Source organism: Leptotrichia sp. oral taxon 417 (assembly GCF_013394865.1).
Lineage (GTDB): Bacteria > Fusobacteriota > Fusobacteriia > Fusobacteriales > Leptotrichiaceae > Leptotrichia > Leptotrichia wadei_A.
This window is the reverse complement of sequence record NZ_JABXYV010000001.1, coordinates 874,523-894,180: the sequence shown is the minus strand read 5'-3', so window position 1 is coordinate 894,180 and position 19,658 is coordinate 874,523. Positions and strand designations below refer to the sequence as shown.

Below are 19,658 nucleotides of genomic sequence, written 5' to 3'. Positions count from 1 at the left end.
TATTGTTCCCTTCTGTATTTTTTAACGCTCAAAATTATCCAGCTCCTTTTCTAAAATCAAAATAACTGTCATATCTGCAGGTATCATACTCAAAATCTTTTGATACAGTTCTTCCCTTTTTTCCTGACATACTTTTAAAAATAACAGACAATCTCTTTTTTTCTTTAATCTCAAACTATATCCATCATTTAAGAGAATATTAAAATTTATTGTCTTAAAAGTTCCCTGCCGAATGAAAATTCTTGTCAAAATACAAAGTTTTACTTCATTAATATTAAAATATATTTGCTGTTTTTTTATTTTTGGTATAAAAGTATATATAAACTCCCCATCCAATTCTTCTAAATTTTCTGCATTAAATCTTATTTTTTTCATAATCATAGAAAAAATCACGTAAACTATGTATAAAATCAATATTATTGTAGGTAATGGCAAATTAATCCGCATAATTTCCTCCTTCCAAATTCTGTTTAAATGCAATGTACTGGGTTGTCATAATCCCTCCAGCAGTATCTTCCTCATAACCTAGCAATTCCCGAAATTTATTTGCCTGCGAACGTTTCATCTTGTCAAGGATCGACTTGCTTTTTTGAATGTCAATATATCCTAAAATATCAACCACGTCATCTGGCGACATATATCCCAAAATATCAATATCTTCCTCATCTGAAAGCAAATCTATAATTCTCGTCTGCAATTCTTCATCCGCCTGCTCCAAAACACTAGCCTTATTTTCATCACTCAAAAGTTCAAACACTCTTAAAAGCTCATCATCATCCAATTCTTCAAAACTTTCCGCAATATCAATCGAATGATTATCTTCAAAATATTCTTCCAGCTCTTTCTCTGTCTCAATTTTCTGAATTTCCTCAGCCATTTCTTCAGGCGATACTTCTTCTTCCTCTTCAAAATTCTGGGCATCCTCTTCAGACATACGGTTTCTGATTTCATCTTTTAATTTTTCCACATTCTGTTGTGTTTTCTCCTCTTGAGTTATTTCTTTAGTATCAATGTCAGCATTAATGTCAATATTTTCTTCATCTAAATTTATTTTATTATTTTGAGCCATTAATTCCCCCTTTCTATCATCTTACATTTTTATTTTTTATTTTTAAATATCCTACTTTTTTCTTGAAAAATAAGTTACTGCAAGTATCGTTTTCATATCATTTGAAAGTCTTAAAATATCCTTCACATCAACCCAGACAACCTTCACATCTTCTCCATTATCCAGCGACTGCTCAAGCGGCTCAATATCATCCGATTTCAATCTTCCGCTAAAAAAATACAGATTTTCCGTAGTATACCCAGGTGACACATAAAGCCCTTGCGGCAATTCTTCTACATCCACAATATCCTTTTCCAAATATCCAGTTTCTTCTCGCAATTCCCTAAAAGCCGCTGTCCTAGGATCTTCATCCCCATCAATCAGCCCAGCGCAAACCTCTAAAGTATAATCCTTCGGACCTGGACGAAACTGTTTTACCAAAATCGCCTTTTCTTTAGTTTCATTAAACAATACAAAACAAACTGCATTAGACTTATCCAGATATTCCAAAGTTATCCCAGTTGTCGGATGTATCATTTTTGCCCCTTTTAAAAATTTAAAACTATTATCCATTTTTATTTATTGTATGATAACAAATATCACACACTCCTTTCTTTAAAATTTTTTAACATTCGGTAAAATTATTTTCTCTAGCTATTTTTCTGGCTAAATTTATATTACTATTCCAATGAATAATTAAATTATTATATGTAGAGCCTTCTAAAACATAATAATTATTATTATATTTTTTATACCATTCTTTTTTAAATGATTTTTTGGCTGTACAAATATTCTCTCTTGTAACACGATAGAAATATATATTTAATTCATAATCACCGTAAACTAGTTTTCCTCTTTCGTTTATTTTTGTATTTTGAGGAACTATTAATTCCATACCATTCCACATTATTTTTTGGGTATCTTCATCAAAGAGTTCGTTTCCTATTCTCTCTTGCTTTTTTTCATATCTAGTTGCATCTCCATATGCTCGTGCATCTTGAACAGCTTCATCAATGACTTCACACGAACTTATTCCTAATAAAATACAAATAAGTAAAATTATTTTTTTCATATTAATTTTCTCGTAATAATAATATTATACATTCTCCTTCCCTAAATTTTTTAACATTCGATAAAATCATTTAGCGCAGCTATGTCTTCTGCTAAATCTAAATTAAAATTTGGATGACCTTTGTAATACTTAAACTCATAAAACTCTAAAATACGATAACTTCCATCATATTTCTTATACCATTGTTTACTATCATTCACATTATTTCTACAAAGCTCTTCTCTATTAGCAGTTTGAGTAAATCCCACTCTTAATTGATAATCTTTATAAACTAATTTACCTTCCTTATCTATCGTTGTATTTTTAGGAATTATTAACTTCATACCATTCCACACTGTTTCATATTCCTCGTTATTTCTACTATCCTTTGTTTTTGGAAATTTATATGTCAGTTTATGATGTTCTAATGCTAACTGTTCTTGTTTATATTCAGTTTTATATCCTCTGGCATTTTGATTTGATATATCAGCAAATCCACGAATAACAGAACATGAACTCACTCCTATCAAAATACAAATAAGTAAAATTATTTTTTTCATATTATAGTTCCTCCTATTAAATTTTATAATTTCAAAAAATACTCTCAATCACATTCAGCCCAATTTCCCTTGCAAACTCCCTTGCAATTTCCATCTCTCTATCTTCCATCCTACTAAAATCATGTGCATCTGAACCAATTATTGTCCTAACATTATATTGCTTCACAATTTCCCAAAATTCCTTATATGGATACATATATCTATCCCAATCTGGATGTCTTTCAAAAGATTTTCTTATTCCATTTGCATTTACTTCAAGCGGTACATTCATTTTTTCTGCTGCTTCAGAAATAATATGTGCTGCTTTTTCACAGCTTTCATCCCAGTTCCGATAATTTATTACATATAAATCTGGATGTGCGATGTAGTCAAATTTTCCGCTTTCTATCGCTTCAGCCATATATTTTGCATAATCTAACACATCTTCGCCTGTTTTTATTTTCCAGGCATTATAATTTGTGCTATCACCAGGTTTTCTAAATGCGTGTAAGCCTAAAACGAGATAATCTAACTTTTTTCGATATTTATCATATTTTTCAAGAAATTCCGGAAAATATTCGATTTCTAGTGATTTGTAAATTTTGATTTTATTTCCATATTTTTCCTGTGCCTCTTCAATTTCCTTTAAATATCCATCAAAATCCTCTTCCTTCATTCGGTTATTTTCATAATATTCAGGCATTGGAGCATGATCTGAGATTCCAAGTTCAGTATAGCCTTCCTTGATTGCTACTTTTACGTAATCTTCTACATTTCCAGCAGCATGTTCACATCGATAATTGTGAGTATGAAAATTTGTCTTATTCATAGTTTACCCCATTCTATCCTTTTCAAATTTTTTTCTTTTGTATATTTTACCAATTATTTTGGAAAAAATAAAGGTTTTAAATAAATTTATTTTGTTTTTAGTGAAAATTTTTGATATAATGTAAATAAAATATAAATATTTAAGGAGGAAATTTTTTGATTTCAACAAGTAATTTATCTGTCCAGTTTGGTGGACGAAAACTTTTTGATGAAGTAAATATAAAATTTACAGAAGGGAACTGTTACGGTATTATTGGACCGAACGGGGCTGGAAAATCGACATTTTTAAAGGTTTTAACTGGAGAGCTTGATTCTACTTCTGGAGAAGTTATTGTAGAAAAAAATAAAAGACTGTCATTTTTAAAACAGGATCACTTTGCATATGAAGATGAAGAAGTGCTAAATGTAGTAATGATGGGACACGCAAAATTATATGATATTATGCTGCAAAAAAATGCACTATATGCAAAAACTGAATTTACAGAAGAAGATGGAAATTTAGCGGCTGAACTTGAAGGAGAATTTGCAGAATTAGATGGATGGGAAGCTGAAACAAATGCTGAAAAATTTCTAGTCGGGCTTGGAATCCCCGCTGAAATGCATCACAAATTAATGAAGGAATTAACAGAGCCTGAAAAGGTAAAAGTGCTGCTTGCACAGGCTATTTTTGGAAATCCTGACATTCTATTGCTAGATGAGCCTACAAATGGACTTGACTTGCATGCTGTAAAGTGGCTTGAAGATTTTCTGATGGATTTGGAAAATACAACTGTACTTGTTGTTTCCCACGATAGACACTTTTTAAATAAAGTTTGTACTCACATTGCCGATATTGATTACGGGAAAATTAAAATGTTCGTTGGAAACTATGATTTCTGGTATGAATCAAATCAACTAATGCAGGAATTAATTAGAAACCAAAATAAAAAAATGGAGCAGAAAAAAAAGGAACTGCAAGACTTTATTGCCCGTTTCTCTGCCAATGCTTCAAAATCAAAGCAGGCTACTAGCCGTAAAAAGCAATTGGAAAAATTACAATTTGAAGATATGCAAGTTTCCAACAGAAAATATCCATATATTGAATTTAAGCCTGAAAGAGAAGCTGGAAATAATATGTTAAGAGTTGAAAATCTGACAAAAACTGTTGATGGGGAAAAAATTCTTGATAATATTTCATTTACAGTAAATACTGGAGATAAAGTTGTCATTTTGTCAAAAAATGATATAGCTAAAACTACTCTTTTCCGAATTTTAGCTGGAGAATTAGAACCTGATTCTGGAAAAGTTGAATGGGGAGTTACAACTTCACAAAGCTATTTCCCAAAAGATAATTCAGAATATTTTGAAAACGTTGATTTATCACTAATTGACTGGTTAAGACAATTTTCAGAAGATCAGCATGAAGAATACGTACGTGGTTTCCTAGGAAGAATGTTATTTTCAGGAGAAGAGGCCAGAAAAAAAGCCAAAGTTCTTTCTGGAGGAGAAAAAGTACGTTGCATGCTTTCGAAAATGATGTTATCTAATGCAAATGTCCTGCTGCTAGACAACCCAACAGATCACTTGGATCTTGAATCAATTACATCGTTAAATAAGGCACTGGAAAGATTTGACGGAACAATTTTATTTACAACGCATGACCACGAATTTATTCAAACAATCGCAAATAAAATAATCGAAATTACTCCAAAAGGAATTTTGGAAAAGGAAATGGAATACGATGATTATTTAAACGATGAAAATGTCGAAGCAAGACTTAAAGAACTGTATAGTTAATAAACTTTTATTGTGCTTATACTATTTCCCATTTAAGCATCGAACTAATTATAAACTTTTTTAAAGAGTCAATATCTCTTATTAGAATATAGCTTCTATTTTTAAATTAATTAAAAAAATAGCAGGATTTTTAATATTTCCTGCCATTTTTATTTTCCTATTTCTTTCTTAATTTTTTACTTGCCATGATAAATTACGCTTTAAAAATTAAAACTTTTTTCAATTTATCAATTTAAACAGTTAATCAAAAACATTTTATTTTTTATCCACTTGATTGCTATAAATATAGCCATATTCATTTCCATTATATCTTATGTAATACCAGTCATCTGCTGTTTTGCTTATTGCATAAACTGTTTGCCCAGTTTTTAATCTAGATTTTATTGTAGATTTTGTTGTCGGTTTTTCTCTTATGTTGCTGTAACCTTCACTTGAAGTTATAACAAGTTTTCCTATGATTTTTTTTAATTGGCTGTCATGAATATATCCTGTAAACGTTCTGTCTATGCCTCCATCATAGTAGATCACCTTATGCCAATCTCCAGATTTTTCATCACTTTCCAATATTTCTCCATTTTTAATGGTATCTACTACCTTAGAATCTTTAGTGGCAGATTGTCTTATATTAATTGCATTATCCTTTGATGAAGTTATGAAAGCAGTTCCCATTGAAATGGTACTAAAAATTACAGACAAAGCTAAAATCAAAAATCCATTTTTAAACTTTTTCATAAGAATCACTCCTTTTAAGTTACAAAATTCTTAAAAATTAAATCTGAAATATCGTTTCACTAGTATTATAACTCATTTTTACAGATTTGCAAGTAAAGTTCAAAAAAATATGAAAAATTATTAAAAAATTTTTTAAATCAGATTATTTATTTTTATTTACAAATCCTCAGCTCCAAAAGAATAAGGCAGAAGTTCTTCAATTGAAGCAATTTTATATTTTCCGTCTCTATTTGCCAAAATTATAACCGTATCTTTATCAGAAAACTCTCTTATTACTTGCCTGCATGCCCCACATGGACTAATCGGCTCTAATGTATTACCAGTTACAATAAGCAGCCTTATTTTCTTCATGCCTTGTGTCACCGCTGTTGTAATTGCGTTTCTTTCAGCACAAAGAGTAAGTCCGAAAGAAGCATTTTCTACATTAACTCCCTTATGCTTTTTTCCATTATTGTCGATTAATAATGCAGCGACAGGGAATTTTGAATATGGAACATAAGCTCTTTTCAATAGAAGATTTACTTCATCAATATAACTTAATATTTCTTTTTTATCCATTTATTCTACCTCCTTTTTTTATCTCAAATCATCAAAAAGAGAAAGCTGAACCACATCGCTTTTTAAAATTGTACTTAACTGAACTCCGATAAGCCGCACCTCATCCTTTTTCTCAAAAAATTCCAGATTTTCAAGAGCAGCTTCATAAATTGTATCCCCATTATTTGTTGCACTTTTTAAAGTTTTAGATCGGGTATGAGTCACAAAATTAGAATATCTTATTTTTACCGTAACTGTCTTTGCAAACTCATTTTTCTCAATAAGCCTGTCACTCAATCTTTTAGATTGCCTTTTCAATTCAGAATGCAATGCCAAAATATCATTTTCTGCCTGATGAAAAGTAATCTCATGCCCATAAGACTGCCTCTTTCTATCTGTATTTATCTCAGAAATATGCAATCCCCGAATTGAATTATACAAATATTCCCCCTTACTTTCCCCAAATCTTCTAACAAGTTCATTTTTCCCAATTTCATACAGCTGAAAAACCTTTGCTATATTAAACAATTTCAGCACTTCCCTAGTCTTTTTCCCAATTCCTGGAATTATACCCAGTTCCTTGTCATAAATATAATCCAAAAAATGATCACGATCTTTAAAAATAAAATATCCATTCGGCTTATCAATATCACTTGCAATTTTCGCGCTAATCTTGCTAAAGCCAATCCCAACTGAACAAGTTAAACGGGAATTATCAAAAATATACTTTTTAAATCTTTTTATAAATTTCTCAATTTTTAAAATTTCTTCCCTTTTACTAAGCTTTACATTTTTATTTCTTATGAACTCTGTAATATCAATGTATCCCTCATCAACAGAAGTAAATTCACATTTCTTCAGAACTTTTTTTATTAACTCCTGTATTCTTCTCCCTTCCTCAAAATAAACACCCTTTCTAAGATTTACAACAATAAGATTCGGACATAGACGTTTAGCCTGAACCGTAGGCATAGCCGATTTTACACCATATTTCCTGGCTTCATAGCTGGCAGTCGTAACAACTCCATATCCTATCGCAATGGGCTTTCCACAAAGCTCACTGTTATCCCGCTGTTCTATTGAAGCAAAAAAGGCATCCATATCATAATGCAAGTAAATTTTTCCTTTTTCCATAATTAAAATTCCTCTTTTTACAAATTTATTTATATTATTTGCTAGATTCCTTGCAAAGAAATTCGTAACCATTTCGATGTTTAAACGATAAATGGTGTCAGAAGCAAATTTCATTCAAAAAATATAAATAATAAAAAACTACCCTGAAAATGAAAAATCTTCAGGATAGCCTTTGTAAAAGTTCTATTATTTAGCTTCTGCAACTTTGTCAGCTAATTTTTTTCCAACTTTAAATTTAACTACTTTTTTAGCTTCAATTTTAATTGGAGCACCAGTTGATGGGTTTCTTCCTTCTCTAGCTGCTCTTTCTTTTACTTCAAAAGTTCCCCAACCTACAAATTGGATACTTTCACCTTTTACTAAAGATTCTTCTGTTGTTTCTAAAAAAGCATTTACCAATTCTTCAGCTCTTTTTTTAGTTTCTCCTGTTGCTTTTGCATAAGCATCTACAAATTCTTTTTTTGACATTTTATCTCCTCCAAACTTTTTTCATTGTTTATTATATGTTACCACATTTTCAGTATTTGTCAAGGATTTCTTAAAATAAAAAAAATATCTTTTTATCTTTTTTTAATCATTTCTTCTTCTTGAAATCACTTTTATAATTTCATTCACAACAAACGGAACAAGTGACAATCCAATCACCATTCCCCAATGACTCGGATCTATCGCAGTCACTTTAAACATTTGTGCAATACTTGAAATTGAAGTCAAGCCAATTTGCAAAACTATTCCAATAATAATCGAACCAATTAAGAATTTATTTCCAAAAAATCCAATTTCAAAAATAGTCTTTTTACTATTTCTCATTGACAATGAATAAAACAATTGCGAGAATGTAAGAACGATAAACGCCATTGTTCTTCCATAAGTTAAAATTTCACGTGTTGCAGGATTACTGTCTTTTACGGCTGAAATAGGCACAGTCCCGCTATGAATAATTCCTAGGTAAAATGCCACAAGTGTAAGCACTCCAATCAGCACTCCACCAACAATTGATCTCATTCCCGCACCTTCAGAAAAGAAACTCTCCTTCGGATTTCTAGGTTTTCTAGTCATAACTTCCTTATCTCCAGGATCCATTCCAAGCGAAATTGCTGGTAATGTATCAGTTATTAGGTTTACCCATAAAAGCTGAGTTGCGACTAACGGTATTGACCATCCGAATAATGTTGCAATAAACACACACAAAACTTCTCCCAAATTACAAGAAAGCAAGAATATAATTGTCTTTTTGATGTTGTTAAAAATATTTCTTCCTTCTTCAATCGCATGAATTATCGTAGTAAAATTGTCATCAGTCAAAATCATGTCACTAGCACCTTTAGAAACATCTGTACCAGTAATTCCCATAGCAACTCCTATATCAGCAAATTTAAGCGACGGCGCATCGTTTACTCCATCTCCAGTCATTGACACAATATTTCCCTGCTCTTTAAACGCTTTTACAATCTTAACTTTATGCTCTGGCGAAACTCTTGCAAACACTCTATATTTATTCACTTCCTTAGCAAATTTATCATCTGGAATCTCATCAATTTCAGCTCCAGTCAAACTTTGACTAATATCTGTCGCAATTCCAAGCTCTTTTGCAATCGCAACTGCCGTATTCTTATGATCTCCAGTTATCATAATCGGAGTAATTCCAGCATTTTTAGCTTCCACAATCGAATCTTTCACTTCAGTTCTAGGCGGATCAATCATTCCAACAATTCCAACTACAACCAGATCTTTTTCCATCTCTTCAGGTGAAATTTGGCTGTCAACATCTTTAAATGCCACTCCAAGCACTCTTAATGCATCATCTGACATTTCTTCAGCAACTTTCAATATTTTATTTTTTTCTTCTTCAGTCAATGGTAAAATTTCTCCATTTACAAGAATTTTATTTGCTCTTGTAAGAATGTTGTCAATCGCACCTTTTGTATGAACTCTATATTTTCCACCTTCTTCATTAAGTGTCGACATAAGTTTTCTGTCTGAATCAAATGGATTTTCAGAAACTCTTTTATATTTAGTATTCAATGCATTTTTTTCTAAATTAAATTTATTTCCCAAGACAATCAGAGCCACTTCTGTCGGATCTCCAATATCTTGTCCATTTTCAACAGATGCATCCGAGCAAAGCACAAACGAACGAATTAACTCAGTTTCATCAACATTTGCCTTTTGTCCATCTTGACTGGAAATATCCCTTAAATTATCCAAAGTATAAGTTTTTACAACAGTCATCTTATTTTGAGTAAGCGTTCCAGTTTTATCAGAACAAACAATATTTACCGCTCCCAATGTTTCAACTGCTGGTAATTTTCTTACAATCGCATTTTTCCTTGACATAGTCTTTACCCCAAGTGAAAGTACAATCGCAACAATCGCAACAAGTCCTTCAGGAATTGCCGCCACAGCCAAACTTATCGCAGTCATAAACATATCAACCGCTTCTCTTCCTTGAATCAACCCTATGACAAAAATAATTCCACAAATTGCTAAAGCTCCATATCCCAAAATTTTTCCAAGTTCTTCCAGTTTCACTTGAAGCGGAGTAAGTGTATTGTTATCTTCATCCAAAATCTGTGCAATTTTTCCAATTTCAGTATTCATTCCAGTTTCAACTACAACTCCTTCTCCTCTTCCGTAAGTTGCCATAGTTGACATAAATGCCATATTTTCCTTATCTCCAATTGGTATTTTTGCATCAGTTGTAATAAAATTGGCATCCTTTTCACTTGGAACAGATTCTCCAGTAAGTGCCGACTCTTCAATCTGCAAATTAGCACTTTCAATAAGTCTGACATCCGCTGGAATATATCTTCCCGCATCAATTACTAAAATATCTCCTGGCACCAGTTCTTCCGAATTAACTTCAATAACTTCGCCATTTCTTCTAACCAAGCTCTTAGGTGTTGTCATCTGCTGCAACGCTTCTAACGCCTTTTCCGCCTTAGATTCCTGCACAACCCCAACTACTGCATTTATAAGAACAACCGCTAAAATTATCAAGGCATCTGCTATTCCATCTTTTCCGTGCGCAATAATATTAACGACAGCTGCGCCAATTAGCACATAAATAAGCATATCCTGAAGCTGTGCCAAAAATAACTGCAGCAAACTTTTTTTCGGCTTTCCTTTCAATTTATTAGGTCCATATTTTTCCAGCCGCTTTTTTACTTCTTCAGTTGAAAGTCCCGTCTTTTCCGAAACATTCAGCTCTTTTAAAACATCCTTTGATGATTTAGTAAACCACATATTCACCTTACCTCTTCTTTCTTAAAATCTTTGTAGATATTATACACTAAAATTCAATTTATTTCATTATAATTTTAAATTTTTTTAAAAAAAATTGTCTAATTTTTTCAATTGATGAAATAACTAGACAATTTACAAAAATATTTTTATTTAATTTGTGATTATTGCTATTTTGTAGCTTTGAACTCAATTCTTCTGTTTTCAAATCTTCCTTCTTCAGTATCATTTGTAGCAATTGGTTCAGATTCCCCTCTTGATTCTACACCTAAAATTCTTGAAGGATCTAATCCGAATTCTAACAATTTATCTCTAACTGCTATTGCCCTTCTCATACCTAAAGCCATATTATAAGCATCAGTACCTTTAGAATCTGTATGTCCTATAATTGTCAATCTGAAGTCATTTTGTTCAGCATAGTCTTTAACGTTTCTCAATAATTCAAAGTATTGAGGTTTAACTACTGATTTATCGAAATCGAAGTTCAATCTTCCAGAATCGAATACCCAAACATCATCTTTCTTAGGTTCTGGAGCTGGTTCTGGAATTGGTTCTGGAGCTGGCTCTTCTATCTCAAGAGCGTTAATTCTTATTGTATTTTCTCTCATTTGAGTAGTTGTCAGCCTTCTTGCCATTAGTGGTGAAGCAACTAACAACCCTAGTGCAATTATTGTTGTTGTTGTGGTTGTTGTTCGTCTACCCATTTTTCAGCCTCTCTTTCTAATGATCTGTATTTTTGGCTACCTGGATTTGGTTTATTTTCATCTAAATAATCTTCAATATGATTTAATCTAGTTGTGTTATAATCTACTAATTTTGCATTTGTACAAGACAAAGCTCCTAATCCTACTAATATTAATGCTAACTTTTTCATATTTCTAATTTCCTTTCTACTTCATCCAAATTTATTTTTGAAATTTTTTAATCAGTTACTGTAATTATAGTATAACTCTCTAGTTTATTCTATCTTGGATAGCATCCAATCTTTGTTCCATTTGATCTAACATTTCATTTGTTTTATGGAATTTTTCAATGTTACTGTTAATTTGATCTACTCTTTTTCTAATTCTTTGAATTTCCACGTCCATCATTTTACTTTCAGACATATTTCTTCTTTGAGCTCTTATTTCAGGTGTTTTTGTTTTTCTGTGTTGAGCTGCTTCTCTTGCTTTTGCCGCTCTTTCTTGTGCTTGCGCTCTAGCCGCTTCAGCTCTATCACGTGCTTCTTGAACTGTATCTGATGTTGTTGTTACAGTTTCTTCAACTGGAACTACTATAACTTCTTCTGTTACTACACCTTTGGCTGCATCTTTAGCTTGTTGAGCTTGTCTTTGTTTAGCCACTTTAACTAATCTTTGCACTGCGGCATCAGTATCACTTTTAGCTGAGAATGATAATTGACTCATTGCCAAAACCATTACCGCTGCTAATCCTAATATTTTTTTCATTGATTTTCCTTTCTAAATATCATTTAAATATTATTTTTATTGAAATAACTGAATTGGCTTATTTAACTCTTCTTGTTTTTTTAGGAGCGTTTTTAACACCATCTCTTCCAAGAACGCTATCAAATTCTCCTAACTCTTTTTCTTCTCTTTGTACACTTCTTACTACTCTTTCGTAAAAATCTACTCTAGCCGCTGCTTTAGCCGCATTGTATTCAAGTTTTTCAATTGATGATTTTGGTTTAACTCTTTCTTTTTCTTCTACTACGCCATCTTCATCTATCGTTACTAATTTTTCTGTTGTCATTTCACGCTCTTTTGGCGCTTTTAAACTTTTATAGTAATCTTCTCTAGCTTGTTTTAAGACACTTTGAGCAGAATCTGCCATCATTGGAACCGATAATGCAGCTACTATTCCGCACAATAATAATTTTTTTGCTTTCATCTCTTAATTACCATTCCTTTCATTAATTCATTACTGATAATAATGCATCCAATTCAGCAATTTTTTTCTCTTTTTCTGCTATGCTCTTATTTATGTTTTTGTAGACAGTTTCAGAGTTGTTCAATATTTTTTTATATTTATCTCTATGCCATCTTACTTCTGAATCTACTCTTAATTTTTCTACCAATTTTTCTCTGCTTGTTTGTTTTGCTTTCAAGTCTTCCACTTCAGCTTCCAATTGAGCCTTTTGTTGAATATAGCTTTGTTTTTGCGCATCTTCTTTTCTCATTAATTCATTGAATTGGCTTTCAATTGTACTTAAGTTGCTTTCTAAGCTCTTTTTTTCAGCAGAGAAACCTATTGATGAAACCATCATTATTCCAACTAAAAAGAATATTGTCTTTTTCATTCGATTTTCCTCCTAATTTTTTATTTGCCTAAAACTCCCGTAACATCAAAGTCACAGAATCACTGGATAACAACTGTCTTTGTTCAGTTAATCGAACTTGCCAGCCTATCCCCGTAGTTCCTTAGGTTTGCATATTTTAAAAAATATTATATAAATCCTATAATTTATGACAATAATTTTCAATTCACAAACCAAATATGGAACTACTATCAAATCACTTGCTTAATCATCACTTGTTTTTATTATACCAAATTATATAAAAAAATACAATTAATTTTTCAAATAAAACACAAAAATTATGATTTTTCTCTAAAGAAGCCTTTAAAATCAGTATAAAAAATATTTTTTACCCTACTAAATTTAAATATTTTTTAATTTTTCAAAAATTCCTTCTACTGTCTTAACTTCTTCAAGCTGTTCCACTAATTCTTCTTCAAATGACAATTTTGAAATTTCTGCCAATAAATCTAAATGCTCCTTTTTAGTTCCTTCTGGAGCGGCAATCATAAAAATTAACTTTGAAGGTTCTCCATCCATGCTTTCAAAATCGACACCTTCATGAGAAATTCCCATTGCAAGAGAAAGAGATTTTACTAATGGCGTTCTTGCATGAGGAATTGCGATTCCATCTTGCATTCCTGTCGGTGTTAATTTTTCCCTTTCATTTATTTCTCTCACAAATTCTTCAAGATCTTCTGAATCAATAATTCCGCTTTTTACAAACAGCTGTGCCATTTCATTAATAGTTTCCGCTTTCGTTGTTCCCTTCAAATCTAAATTTACTCTTTCAGGCACTAAATATTCTAGTATTTTCATATTTTTATGCAGGATAATCCCACATTCTCCTTTCAAAATTTTTTTCTTTAATTTATTTTTTTTTCTGAAACTTTTCCCACCTTTTCAAAATCTCATCCAAAGCTTCGTTTTCAGACATTTCTGATAAATTGCAAATAATATAGTCTTTTTCCTTTCTGAACCAGGTCATCTGCCTTTTTGCATATCTTCTACTTTCTTTTTTTATTTCCTCAACTGCTTCATCCAATGTAATTTTACCATCAAAGTGCATAAACAGTTCCTTGTACCCAATCGAAGATATTTTATGAAGCTCTTCTGTATATTTATTATATACTTTTTTTGCCTCTCCGACAAGTCCTTTTGCAATCATAATTTCAACTCGCCTATTAATCCTATCGTAAAGCTCATCTCGATTCCGTGTCAAAAATATCTTCAAAAAGTCGTAATCATTATTTTTTATATTTTGAGTCCTTAACTCGCTAAATTTCCCACCAGTTAAAAGACATACTTCAATGGCACGAACCAGCCGCAACTTATTAGATAAGTCAATTTCTTCATAGGATTTTTCATCTAATTTTTTCAAAGTTTCCTGTAATTCATCAAGACTTTTACTTTCCAGCTCTTTTCTAATTTTTTCATCCTTTGAAGGCAATTTTGCAAATCCATCTGTAATTGACCTTATATAAAGCCCTGTTCCACCTGCAATAATAATATTTTTCCCATTTTTGCAAGAATTTTCATTCAAAATATTATTTACATCTCTTTCAAAATCTCCCACAGAATAATCTTCGCCAGGACTTGCAACATCAATCATATAGTGCTTCACGCCTTGCATTTCTTCATCGGTTATTTTTGCAGTTCCAATATCCAGTTCTTTATAAATTTGAGATGCATCCGCCGATATTATTTCTGCATCAATCTTTTTTGCAAGCCTTATTGACAAATCAGTTTTCCCAACTCCAGTAGCGCCTGCAATCACAATTCCTTTTGCTATTTTATTTACCTCCTGCTATAAGTAGACCACATTTTTTTAACTTTTTCAATATCAAATTTATAAATTATATAAAAATTTAAGCTAAATTACATATTCAAATTCATAACCTGCAATAATTATCACATCCCCTTGCTCAACACCAGCATTTTCAAGTTCTGTTTCCATACCAAGGCTTCTCATTTTTTGCAAGAAATTTATAATTCCCTCTTCTCCAATAAATACATATTTTCTCAATACATCATCCACAATTCTTCCATCAACTTCAAATACATTGTCTGAAACTTTTTTTATAATCCAGTCTTCCTTTTTATTATTTTCTCGAATCAATTCCTCAACCGAATGAACTTCTTCCAATTCTTCCCTAGGTATTTCCTGAATTAATTCCCAAGCCTTTGATAAAACTGGCTTTAATCCGTCATTTGCAATTACAGAAACTGGATAAACAAATTCTGCTCCATTTTCCTTCACAAATTTTTCAAATTCATCGTATTTTTCATCTTCATAGAGCATATCAATTTTATTTGCCACTACAATTTGCCGTTTTTTAGATAATTTTTCACTATAATTCTTTAATTCGTGATTTATTTTCAAAAAGTCTTCCTTAGGATCACGTCCATCAAGCCCTGAAATATCTACAATATGAACAATTAATTTACATCTTTCAATATGTTTTAAAAATCTATCTCCAAGTCCCACTCCTTCGTGAGCCCCTTCAATAAGCCCGGGCACATCTGCTACCACAAAACTTTCCTCATCTCCCATTCTGACAACTCCCAATTTAGGCTTTAATGTTGTAAAATGGTAACTTGCAACTTTTGATCTGGCGGCTGACACTTTGTTAATAAAGCTGGATTTTCCAACGCTTGGATAGCCAACAAGTGCCACATCAGCAAGCAGCTTTAATTCTAATTTTATTTTTAATTCTGCACCTTCACGTCCACTTTCTGCTATTCTTGGAGCTTTTTTCACAGATGACTTAAAATGGATGTTTCCACGTCCGCCATCTCCTCCCTTTAAAAATATAACTTTTTCATTTGGAATATCCAAATCAAGCAAAAGTTTATTCGTTTCAAAATCCCTAACCATTGTTCCAACTGGAACCTTTATAATCAAATCTTCTCCAGATTTTCCAGTAGAACGTGCCGCAGCGCCTTTTGTCCCATCCTGTGCCTTAAACTTTTTACTGCTCTTAAAGTCAACAAGCGTATTAATATTGGGATCAGCAATAAAGACAATATCTCCACCTTTTCCGCCATCTCCACCGTCAGGCCCTCCAAACTGAACAAATTTCTCACGCCTAAACGTAGCAGCTCCATCCCCTCCTTTTCCAGAAATTACTGTAATTACACTTTCATCTATAAACATTTCATCATCCTTTTCTTTTTTATACTTCTTTTCCGTTTGCTTGATAAAATTAAATTTTATAACAAATCGTTAACTTAAAGCAAGCTATTTACTTTTAGTTCTGCTTGATGCAGCCGCCTTTTTTTCTTTTCTATAATTCCAAGGCTCTGTATATCCTTTTCTAGAAAACAGCCCCAATTTTTTCTGCTTCGCATTTTCTTGATATTTTTCAAATTGCGTGTCTTTTTTAGCATATTCCTGATACCACCAGGCATTTCCCGTTTTTACCATTTCTTCATTAACGTTTTTACCATTCGCATAAATAATCGCAACTGTTCTGCCGTATCTATCCTTATTTTTCACTTCCACGCTCAAATTTTTCCCAGTCACCAATTTTTCAAGCGCCTGTCTGCTTTCAGACCCATAATCCTGTGTTTTTTCAGGTGCATCCATCCCGTACATCCTAATTCTCAACATCTCTCCAACAAATTTTCCATTTTCAACCTTTTGAATATTAATCGTATCTCCATCGCTAACCTTCAGCACTTGATAGCCATCTAAAATTTCAGGTTCAACTTCTTTTTTTTCTTTAGATTTCTTAGTTTTAGAACTTTTTTTGCCATTATTTTGGGAAATTTTGACATTTTTGGCTTTTCCAACACTTTTTTCAGAACTCTTTCCGCCTTTACTAAACATCCCAAAAATCATAACTGCCGCAATTATAATTATTGCAGCAATTAATACTATCTGAGATTTTCCGTCATCAATTTTTTTTGCCATTTTTCTCCTACTTTTTTACTATTTTTCAAGCGCCTGTTTAAAATCTTCAATTAAGTCGTCAATATTTTCAAATCCAGCTGCAACTCTAATCAATGAATGTGTAAATCCTCTAGCTTCCTTTTCTTCTTCAGGCATTTCTGCATGAGTTATTGTGCTTGGATGAGTTACCAATGTTTCAGCTCCACCAAGACTTGCCGCAAATAATGCCACATTTAAACTTTCAAAAAATGTTTTTACTTTTGAGTCATCTTTTAAAGTGAACGAGAATACTGAACCTCCACCTGTTGCCTGACTTTCATGAATTTTTTTACCTTTATTTGTATCTAAAGTCGGATAGTAAATTTTATCAACTGCATCGTGACTTTGGAAAAATTCTATAAGTTTTTTTGCATTTTCCTGTGCCGCTTCCACTCTTAATTTTAATGTTTTCAAACTTCTCATCAAAAGCCAGCTGTCAAATGGCGATATTAAAGCACCAGCCGCAACTTGTGAAAATTTAATCTTTTCTGCAAGTTCCTCATCATTTGTAATTGCAACTCCACCTAGCAAATCATGATGTCCTGATAAAAATTTAGTTGCACTGTGAACTACAATATCAATTCCAAAATCAAGCGGCTTTTGCAAATATGGCGTCATAAACGTATTATCTGCAATAGTTATAAGATTATGCTCTTTTGCAAGTTTTACAACTCCTCTTATATCAGTTACATCAAGTAGCGGATTTGACGGTGTTTCAATAAAAATTGCTTTAGTATTAGGTTTTAACGCTTTTCTTATATTTTCCAAATCAGTTGTATCAACAAATGTAGATTCTATTCCAAATCTTGAGTAAATATCGTGTAAAACTCTATAAGTCCCTCCATAAATATCTTGTCCCAAAATGATATGATCTCCAGCCGAAAACATTGTAAATACAGATGTCGTAGTTGCCATTCCAGATGAAAAGGCATAGGCATATTTTCCATTTTCAAGAGCCGCAATAATTTCCTCCAGTTCATTTCTCGTAGGCGCTGAAACTCTAGAATATTCAAATTCCTGTGTCACTCCAAATTCTGCAACAGGAAATGTAGAAGCAAAATTAACATTTGTTCCCCATAATTCCTTCTTTTTCCCTTCTCTTACTCCGTGTATTGTTTTTGTTTCAAATTTCATAATTTATCAGCTCACTTTCTATATTTTTATCAATTTTTTTATTTAAAATTTTACAATAATTTATGCGGAATTTTTATTATTTTCTCATAAGCAGTACGCTTTGCCCCTAAATCAGGCTCCCTATCCAAATAAATTAAGCCGCAAAAACTAAACCCATTTTTCGCAAGAAGCCTTTTCATCGGCTCATTATTTTCATGCGTATCCGCCTTTAAACTAAGTATCTTATTCTCGATGCAAACTCCTTCAGAAAATTCCAGTATTTTTGTAGCAAGACCTTTATTTTTCACATCAGAATCGACTGCCAGCCTATGAACTACCATATAATCATCATCATCTGTTATCCATTTTCCCTCAATCTTAGAATATGGCTCTTCTCTTTCAGGCGATAATACAATCGTTCCAACAATTTTTCCAGAAACTTTTTCTCCAGGCTTCTCATTATTTTCAGCAGTTTCTTCCAAAACATAACTAATCCCTTTTTTTACATCACTTTCAATAACTCCCCTATTTGGATACCCCTTTTGCCATTGATCCAATCCCATTTTCTTCAATTCAGCTTTCGCCTTCTCAATAATTTCCAAAATTATGTCAATATCATCAAAAGTTGATTTTCTAAAATTCATCAATTTTTTTACCTCCTTCAATTATAAATAATTTATATTTGCCAATTTATTTCATCTTTCCCTAATTCCTTCAAAATTTCATTAGCCTTTTTAAAATGTCCGCAACCAAAAAAACCACGGCTTGCCGACAACGGACTAGGATGCACACTTTCCAGAATATAATGTCTATCTGTATCAATAAAGGCTTTCTTGCTTTTTGCATTATTTCCCCAAAGTATGAAAATTAACGGATCTTCACGTCTATTTAAATATTTTATCACATTATCTGTAAAAATTTCCCAGCCTATCTTTGAATGTGAGTTAGCATTTCCAGCAACTACAGTAAGCGCCGTATTTAAAAGCAGCACTCCTTGCTTTGCCCAGCTTTCAAGAAATCCATTTCTGCTCATTTTATAACCAAATTCATTTTCTATTTCCTTGTAAATATTTTTTAAGGAAGGCGGCAATGCAACTCCCTGCTTTACTGAAAATGCCAGTCCGTGTGCCTGATTTTCCCCATGATACGGATCTTGTCCTAAAATTACAACTTTGCAGTCCTTGTAGCTTGTCAGCTTAAATGCAGAAAAAATTTCATATTTATCAGGATAAATTGTCTTTGTCTTATATTCACTTATCAAAAATTTTCTCAAGTTCAAATAATAATCCTTTTCAAATTCCTTTTCATTTTTAAAAATTTCATCCCAGTCATTTCCAATATTAACCATTTTTCCTCTTCCTTTCCCTAAAATATTTTTTTTAAAATAGAAATTATATTTCTAATTATTTAACAATAAATATCTCAAT

General features: G+C 32.0%; 24 protein-coding genes. 1 reads left to right on the top strand and 23 read right to left on the bottom strand.

What is annotated here, in order from left to right:
* Nucleotides 1–21 precede the first annotated feature (21 nt).
* From HW276_RS04290 to HW276_RS04265, 6 genes are all read right to left on the bottom strand, one after another.
* Complete coding sequence (locus HW276_RS04290) at nt 22–447, bottom strand: hypothetical protein (RefSeq protein ID WP_178937541.1); 426 nt, start codon at nt 445–447, stop codon at nt 22–24.
* Nucleotides 437–1,069 carry a magnesium transporter MgtE N-terminal domain-containing protein gene (locus HW276_RS04285; RefSeq protein ID WP_255460320.1) on the bottom strand — a complete coding sequence of 211 codons (633 nt, stop codon included), beginning with the start codon at nt 1,067–1,069 and terminating at the stop codon, nt 437–439. The genes HW276_RS04290 and HW276_RS04285 overlap by 11 nt, the downstream gene beginning before the upstream one ends.
* A gap of 51 nt (nt 1,070–1,120) precedes the next feature.
* Complete coding sequence (locus tag HW276_RS04280) at nt 1,121–1,621, bottom strand: NUDIX hydrolase (protein WP_178937540.1); 501 nt, start codon at nt 1,619–1,621, stop codon at nt 1,121–1,123.
* Between the two features lie 52 nt (nt 1,622–1,673).
* Nucleotides 1,674–2,120, bottom strand: a complete 447-nt coding sequence (locus HW276_RS04275) for a hypothetical protein (protein WP_178937539.1) — start codon at nt 2,118–2,120, stop codon at nt 1,674–1,676.
* A gap of 50 nt (nt 2,121–2,170) precedes the next feature.
* Complete coding sequence (locus HW276_RS04270; protein ID WP_178937538.1) at nt 2,171–2,620, bottom strand: hypothetical protein; 450 nt, start codon at nt 2,618–2,620, stop codon at nt 2,171–2,173.
* 70 nt (nt 2,621–2,690) lie between these two features.
* Nucleotides 2,691–3,467: a histidinol-phosphatase gene (locus HW276_RS04265; protein WP_178937537.1), complete on the bottom strand. Its 777-nt coding sequence runs from the start codon at nt 3,465–3,467 to the stop codon at nt 2,691–2,693.
* 155 nt (nt 3,468–3,622) lie between these two features.
* Between HW276_RS04265 and HW276_RS04260 the strand changes: the two genes are divergently transcribed.
* Complete coding sequence (locus tag HW276_RS04260) at nt 3,623–5,242, top strand: ABC-F family ATP-binding cassette domain-containing protein (RefSeq protein WP_178937536.1); 1,620 nt, start codon at nt 3,623–3,625, stop codon at nt 5,240–5,242.
* A 255-nt stretch (nt 5,243–5,497) separates the two neighbouring features.
* Here HW276_RS04260 and HW276_RS04255 read toward each other — a convergent pair whose 3' ends face one another.
* The 17 genes from HW276_RS04255 to HW276_RS04175 all read right to left on the bottom strand — a co-directional run bounded on the left by HW276_RS04255 (nt 5,498) and on the right by HW276_RS04175 (nt 19,579).
* A complete protein-coding gene (locus HW276_RS04255; RefSeq protein ID WP_178937535.1) occupies nt 5,498–5,974 on the bottom strand; it encodes an SH3 domain-containing protein in 477 nt (158 codons plus the stop codon).
* A gap of 156 nt (nt 5,975–6,130) precedes the next feature.
* Nucleotides 6,131–6,532 carry a cytidine deaminase gene (gene cdd / locus HW276_RS04250; protein ID WP_178937534.1) on the bottom strand — a complete coding sequence of 134 codons (402 nt, stop codon included), beginning with the start codon at nt 6,530–6,532 and terminating at the stop codon, nt 6,131–6,133.
* Nucleotides 6,533–6,550: 18 nt separating this feature from the next.
* On the bottom strand, nt 6,551–7,645 hold the full coding sequence (gene dinB, locus HW276_RS04245) for a DNA polymerase IV (protein ID WP_178937533.1): 1,095 nt from the start codon (nt 7,643–7,645) through the stop codon (nt 6,551–6,553).
* 186 nt (nt 7,646–7,831) lie between these two features.
* Nucleotides 7,832–8,113 carry an HU family DNA-binding protein gene (locus HW276_RS04240; protein WP_147003324.1) on the bottom strand — a complete coding sequence of 94 codons (282 nt, stop codon included), beginning with the start codon at nt 8,111–8,113 and terminating at the stop codon, nt 7,832–7,834.
* Nucleotides 8,114–8,215: 102 nt separating this feature from the next.
* A complete protein-coding gene (locus HW276_RS04235) occupies nt 8,216–10,891 on the bottom strand; it encodes a cation-translocating P-type ATPase (protein ID WP_178937532.1) in 2,676 nt (891 codons plus the stop codon).
* 167 nt (nt 10,892–11,058) lie between these two features.
* Entirely contained in the window at nt 11,059–11,592 is a 534-nt protein-coding gene (locus HW276_RS04230; RefSeq protein ID WP_178937531.1) for an OmpA family protein, read from the bottom strand.
* Nucleotides 11,556–11,762, bottom strand: a complete 207-nt coding sequence (locus HW276_RS04225; RefSeq protein ID WP_147003321.1) for a hypothetical protein — start codon at nt 11,760–11,762, stop codon at nt 11,556–11,558. The genes HW276_RS04230 and HW276_RS04225 overlap by 37 nt, the downstream gene beginning before the upstream one ends.
* A gap of 79 nt (nt 11,763–11,841) precedes the next feature.
* The gene (locus tag HW276_RS04220) at nt 11,842–12,336 is read right to left on the bottom strand and encodes a hypothetical protein (RefSeq protein ID WP_147003320.1); all 495 of its coding nucleotides are present in this window, start codon (nt 12,334–12,336) and stop codon (nt 11,842–11,844) included.
* Between the two features lie 58 nt (nt 12,337–12,394).
* A complete protein-coding gene (locus HW276_RS04215; RefSeq protein ID WP_147003319.1) occupies nt 12,395–12,778 on the bottom strand; it encodes a hypothetical protein in 384 nt (127 codons plus the stop codon).
* A 22-nt stretch (nt 12,779–12,800) separates the two neighbouring features.
* Entirely contained in the window at nt 12,801–13,187 is a 387-nt protein-coding gene (locus HW276_RS04210) for an adhesion protein FadA (RefSeq protein ID WP_147003318.1), read from the bottom strand.
* A 360-nt stretch (nt 13,188–13,547) separates the two neighbouring features.
* Nucleotides 13,548–14,003 carry a PTS sugar transporter subunit IIA gene (locus HW276_RS04205; RefSeq protein ID WP_147004554.1) on the bottom strand — a complete coding sequence of 152 codons (456 nt, stop codon included), beginning with the start codon at nt 14,001–14,003 and terminating at the stop codon, nt 13,548–13,550.
* Between the two features lie 52 nt (nt 14,004–14,055).
* A complete protein-coding gene (gene miaA, locus HW276_RS04200; protein WP_295689897.1) occupies nt 14,056–14,961 on the bottom strand; it encodes a tRNA (adenosine(37)-N6)-dimethylallyltransferase MiaA in 906 nt (301 codons plus the stop codon).
* A 96-nt stretch (nt 14,962–15,057) separates the two neighbouring features.
* On the bottom strand, nt 15,058–16,341 hold the full coding sequence (gene obgE, locus HW276_RS04195) for a GTPase ObgE (protein WP_178937530.1): 1,284 nt from the start codon (nt 16,339–16,341) through the stop codon (nt 15,058–15,060).
* Between the two features lie 84 nt (nt 16,342–16,425).
* Nucleotides 16,426–17,100, bottom strand: coding sequence for a thermonuclease family protein (locus tag HW276_RS04190; RefSeq protein ID WP_178937529.1), 675 nt, complete (start codon nt 17,098–17,100; stop codon nt 16,426–16,428).
* An 18-nt stretch (nt 17,101–17,118) separates the two neighbouring features.
* The gene (locus HW276_RS04185; RefSeq protein ID WP_178937528.1) at nt 17,119–18,252 is read right to left on the bottom strand and encodes a PLP-dependent aspartate aminotransferase family protein; all 1,134 of its coding nucleotides are present in this window, start codon (nt 18,250–18,252) and stop codon (nt 17,119–17,121) included.
* A gap of 50 nt (nt 18,253–18,302) precedes the next feature.
* The gene (locus tag HW276_RS04180) at nt 18,303–18,875 is read right to left on the bottom strand and encodes a GNAT family N-acetyltransferase (protein ID WP_178937527.1); all 573 of its coding nucleotides are present in this window, start codon (nt 18,873–18,875) and stop codon (nt 18,303–18,305) included.
* A 32-nt stretch (nt 18,876–18,907) separates the two neighbouring features.
* Entirely contained in the window at nt 18,908–19,579 is a 672-nt protein-coding gene (locus tag HW276_RS04175; RefSeq protein WP_178937526.1) for a uracil-DNA glycosylase, read from the bottom strand.
* Nucleotides 19,580–19,658 lie beyond the last annotated feature (79 nt).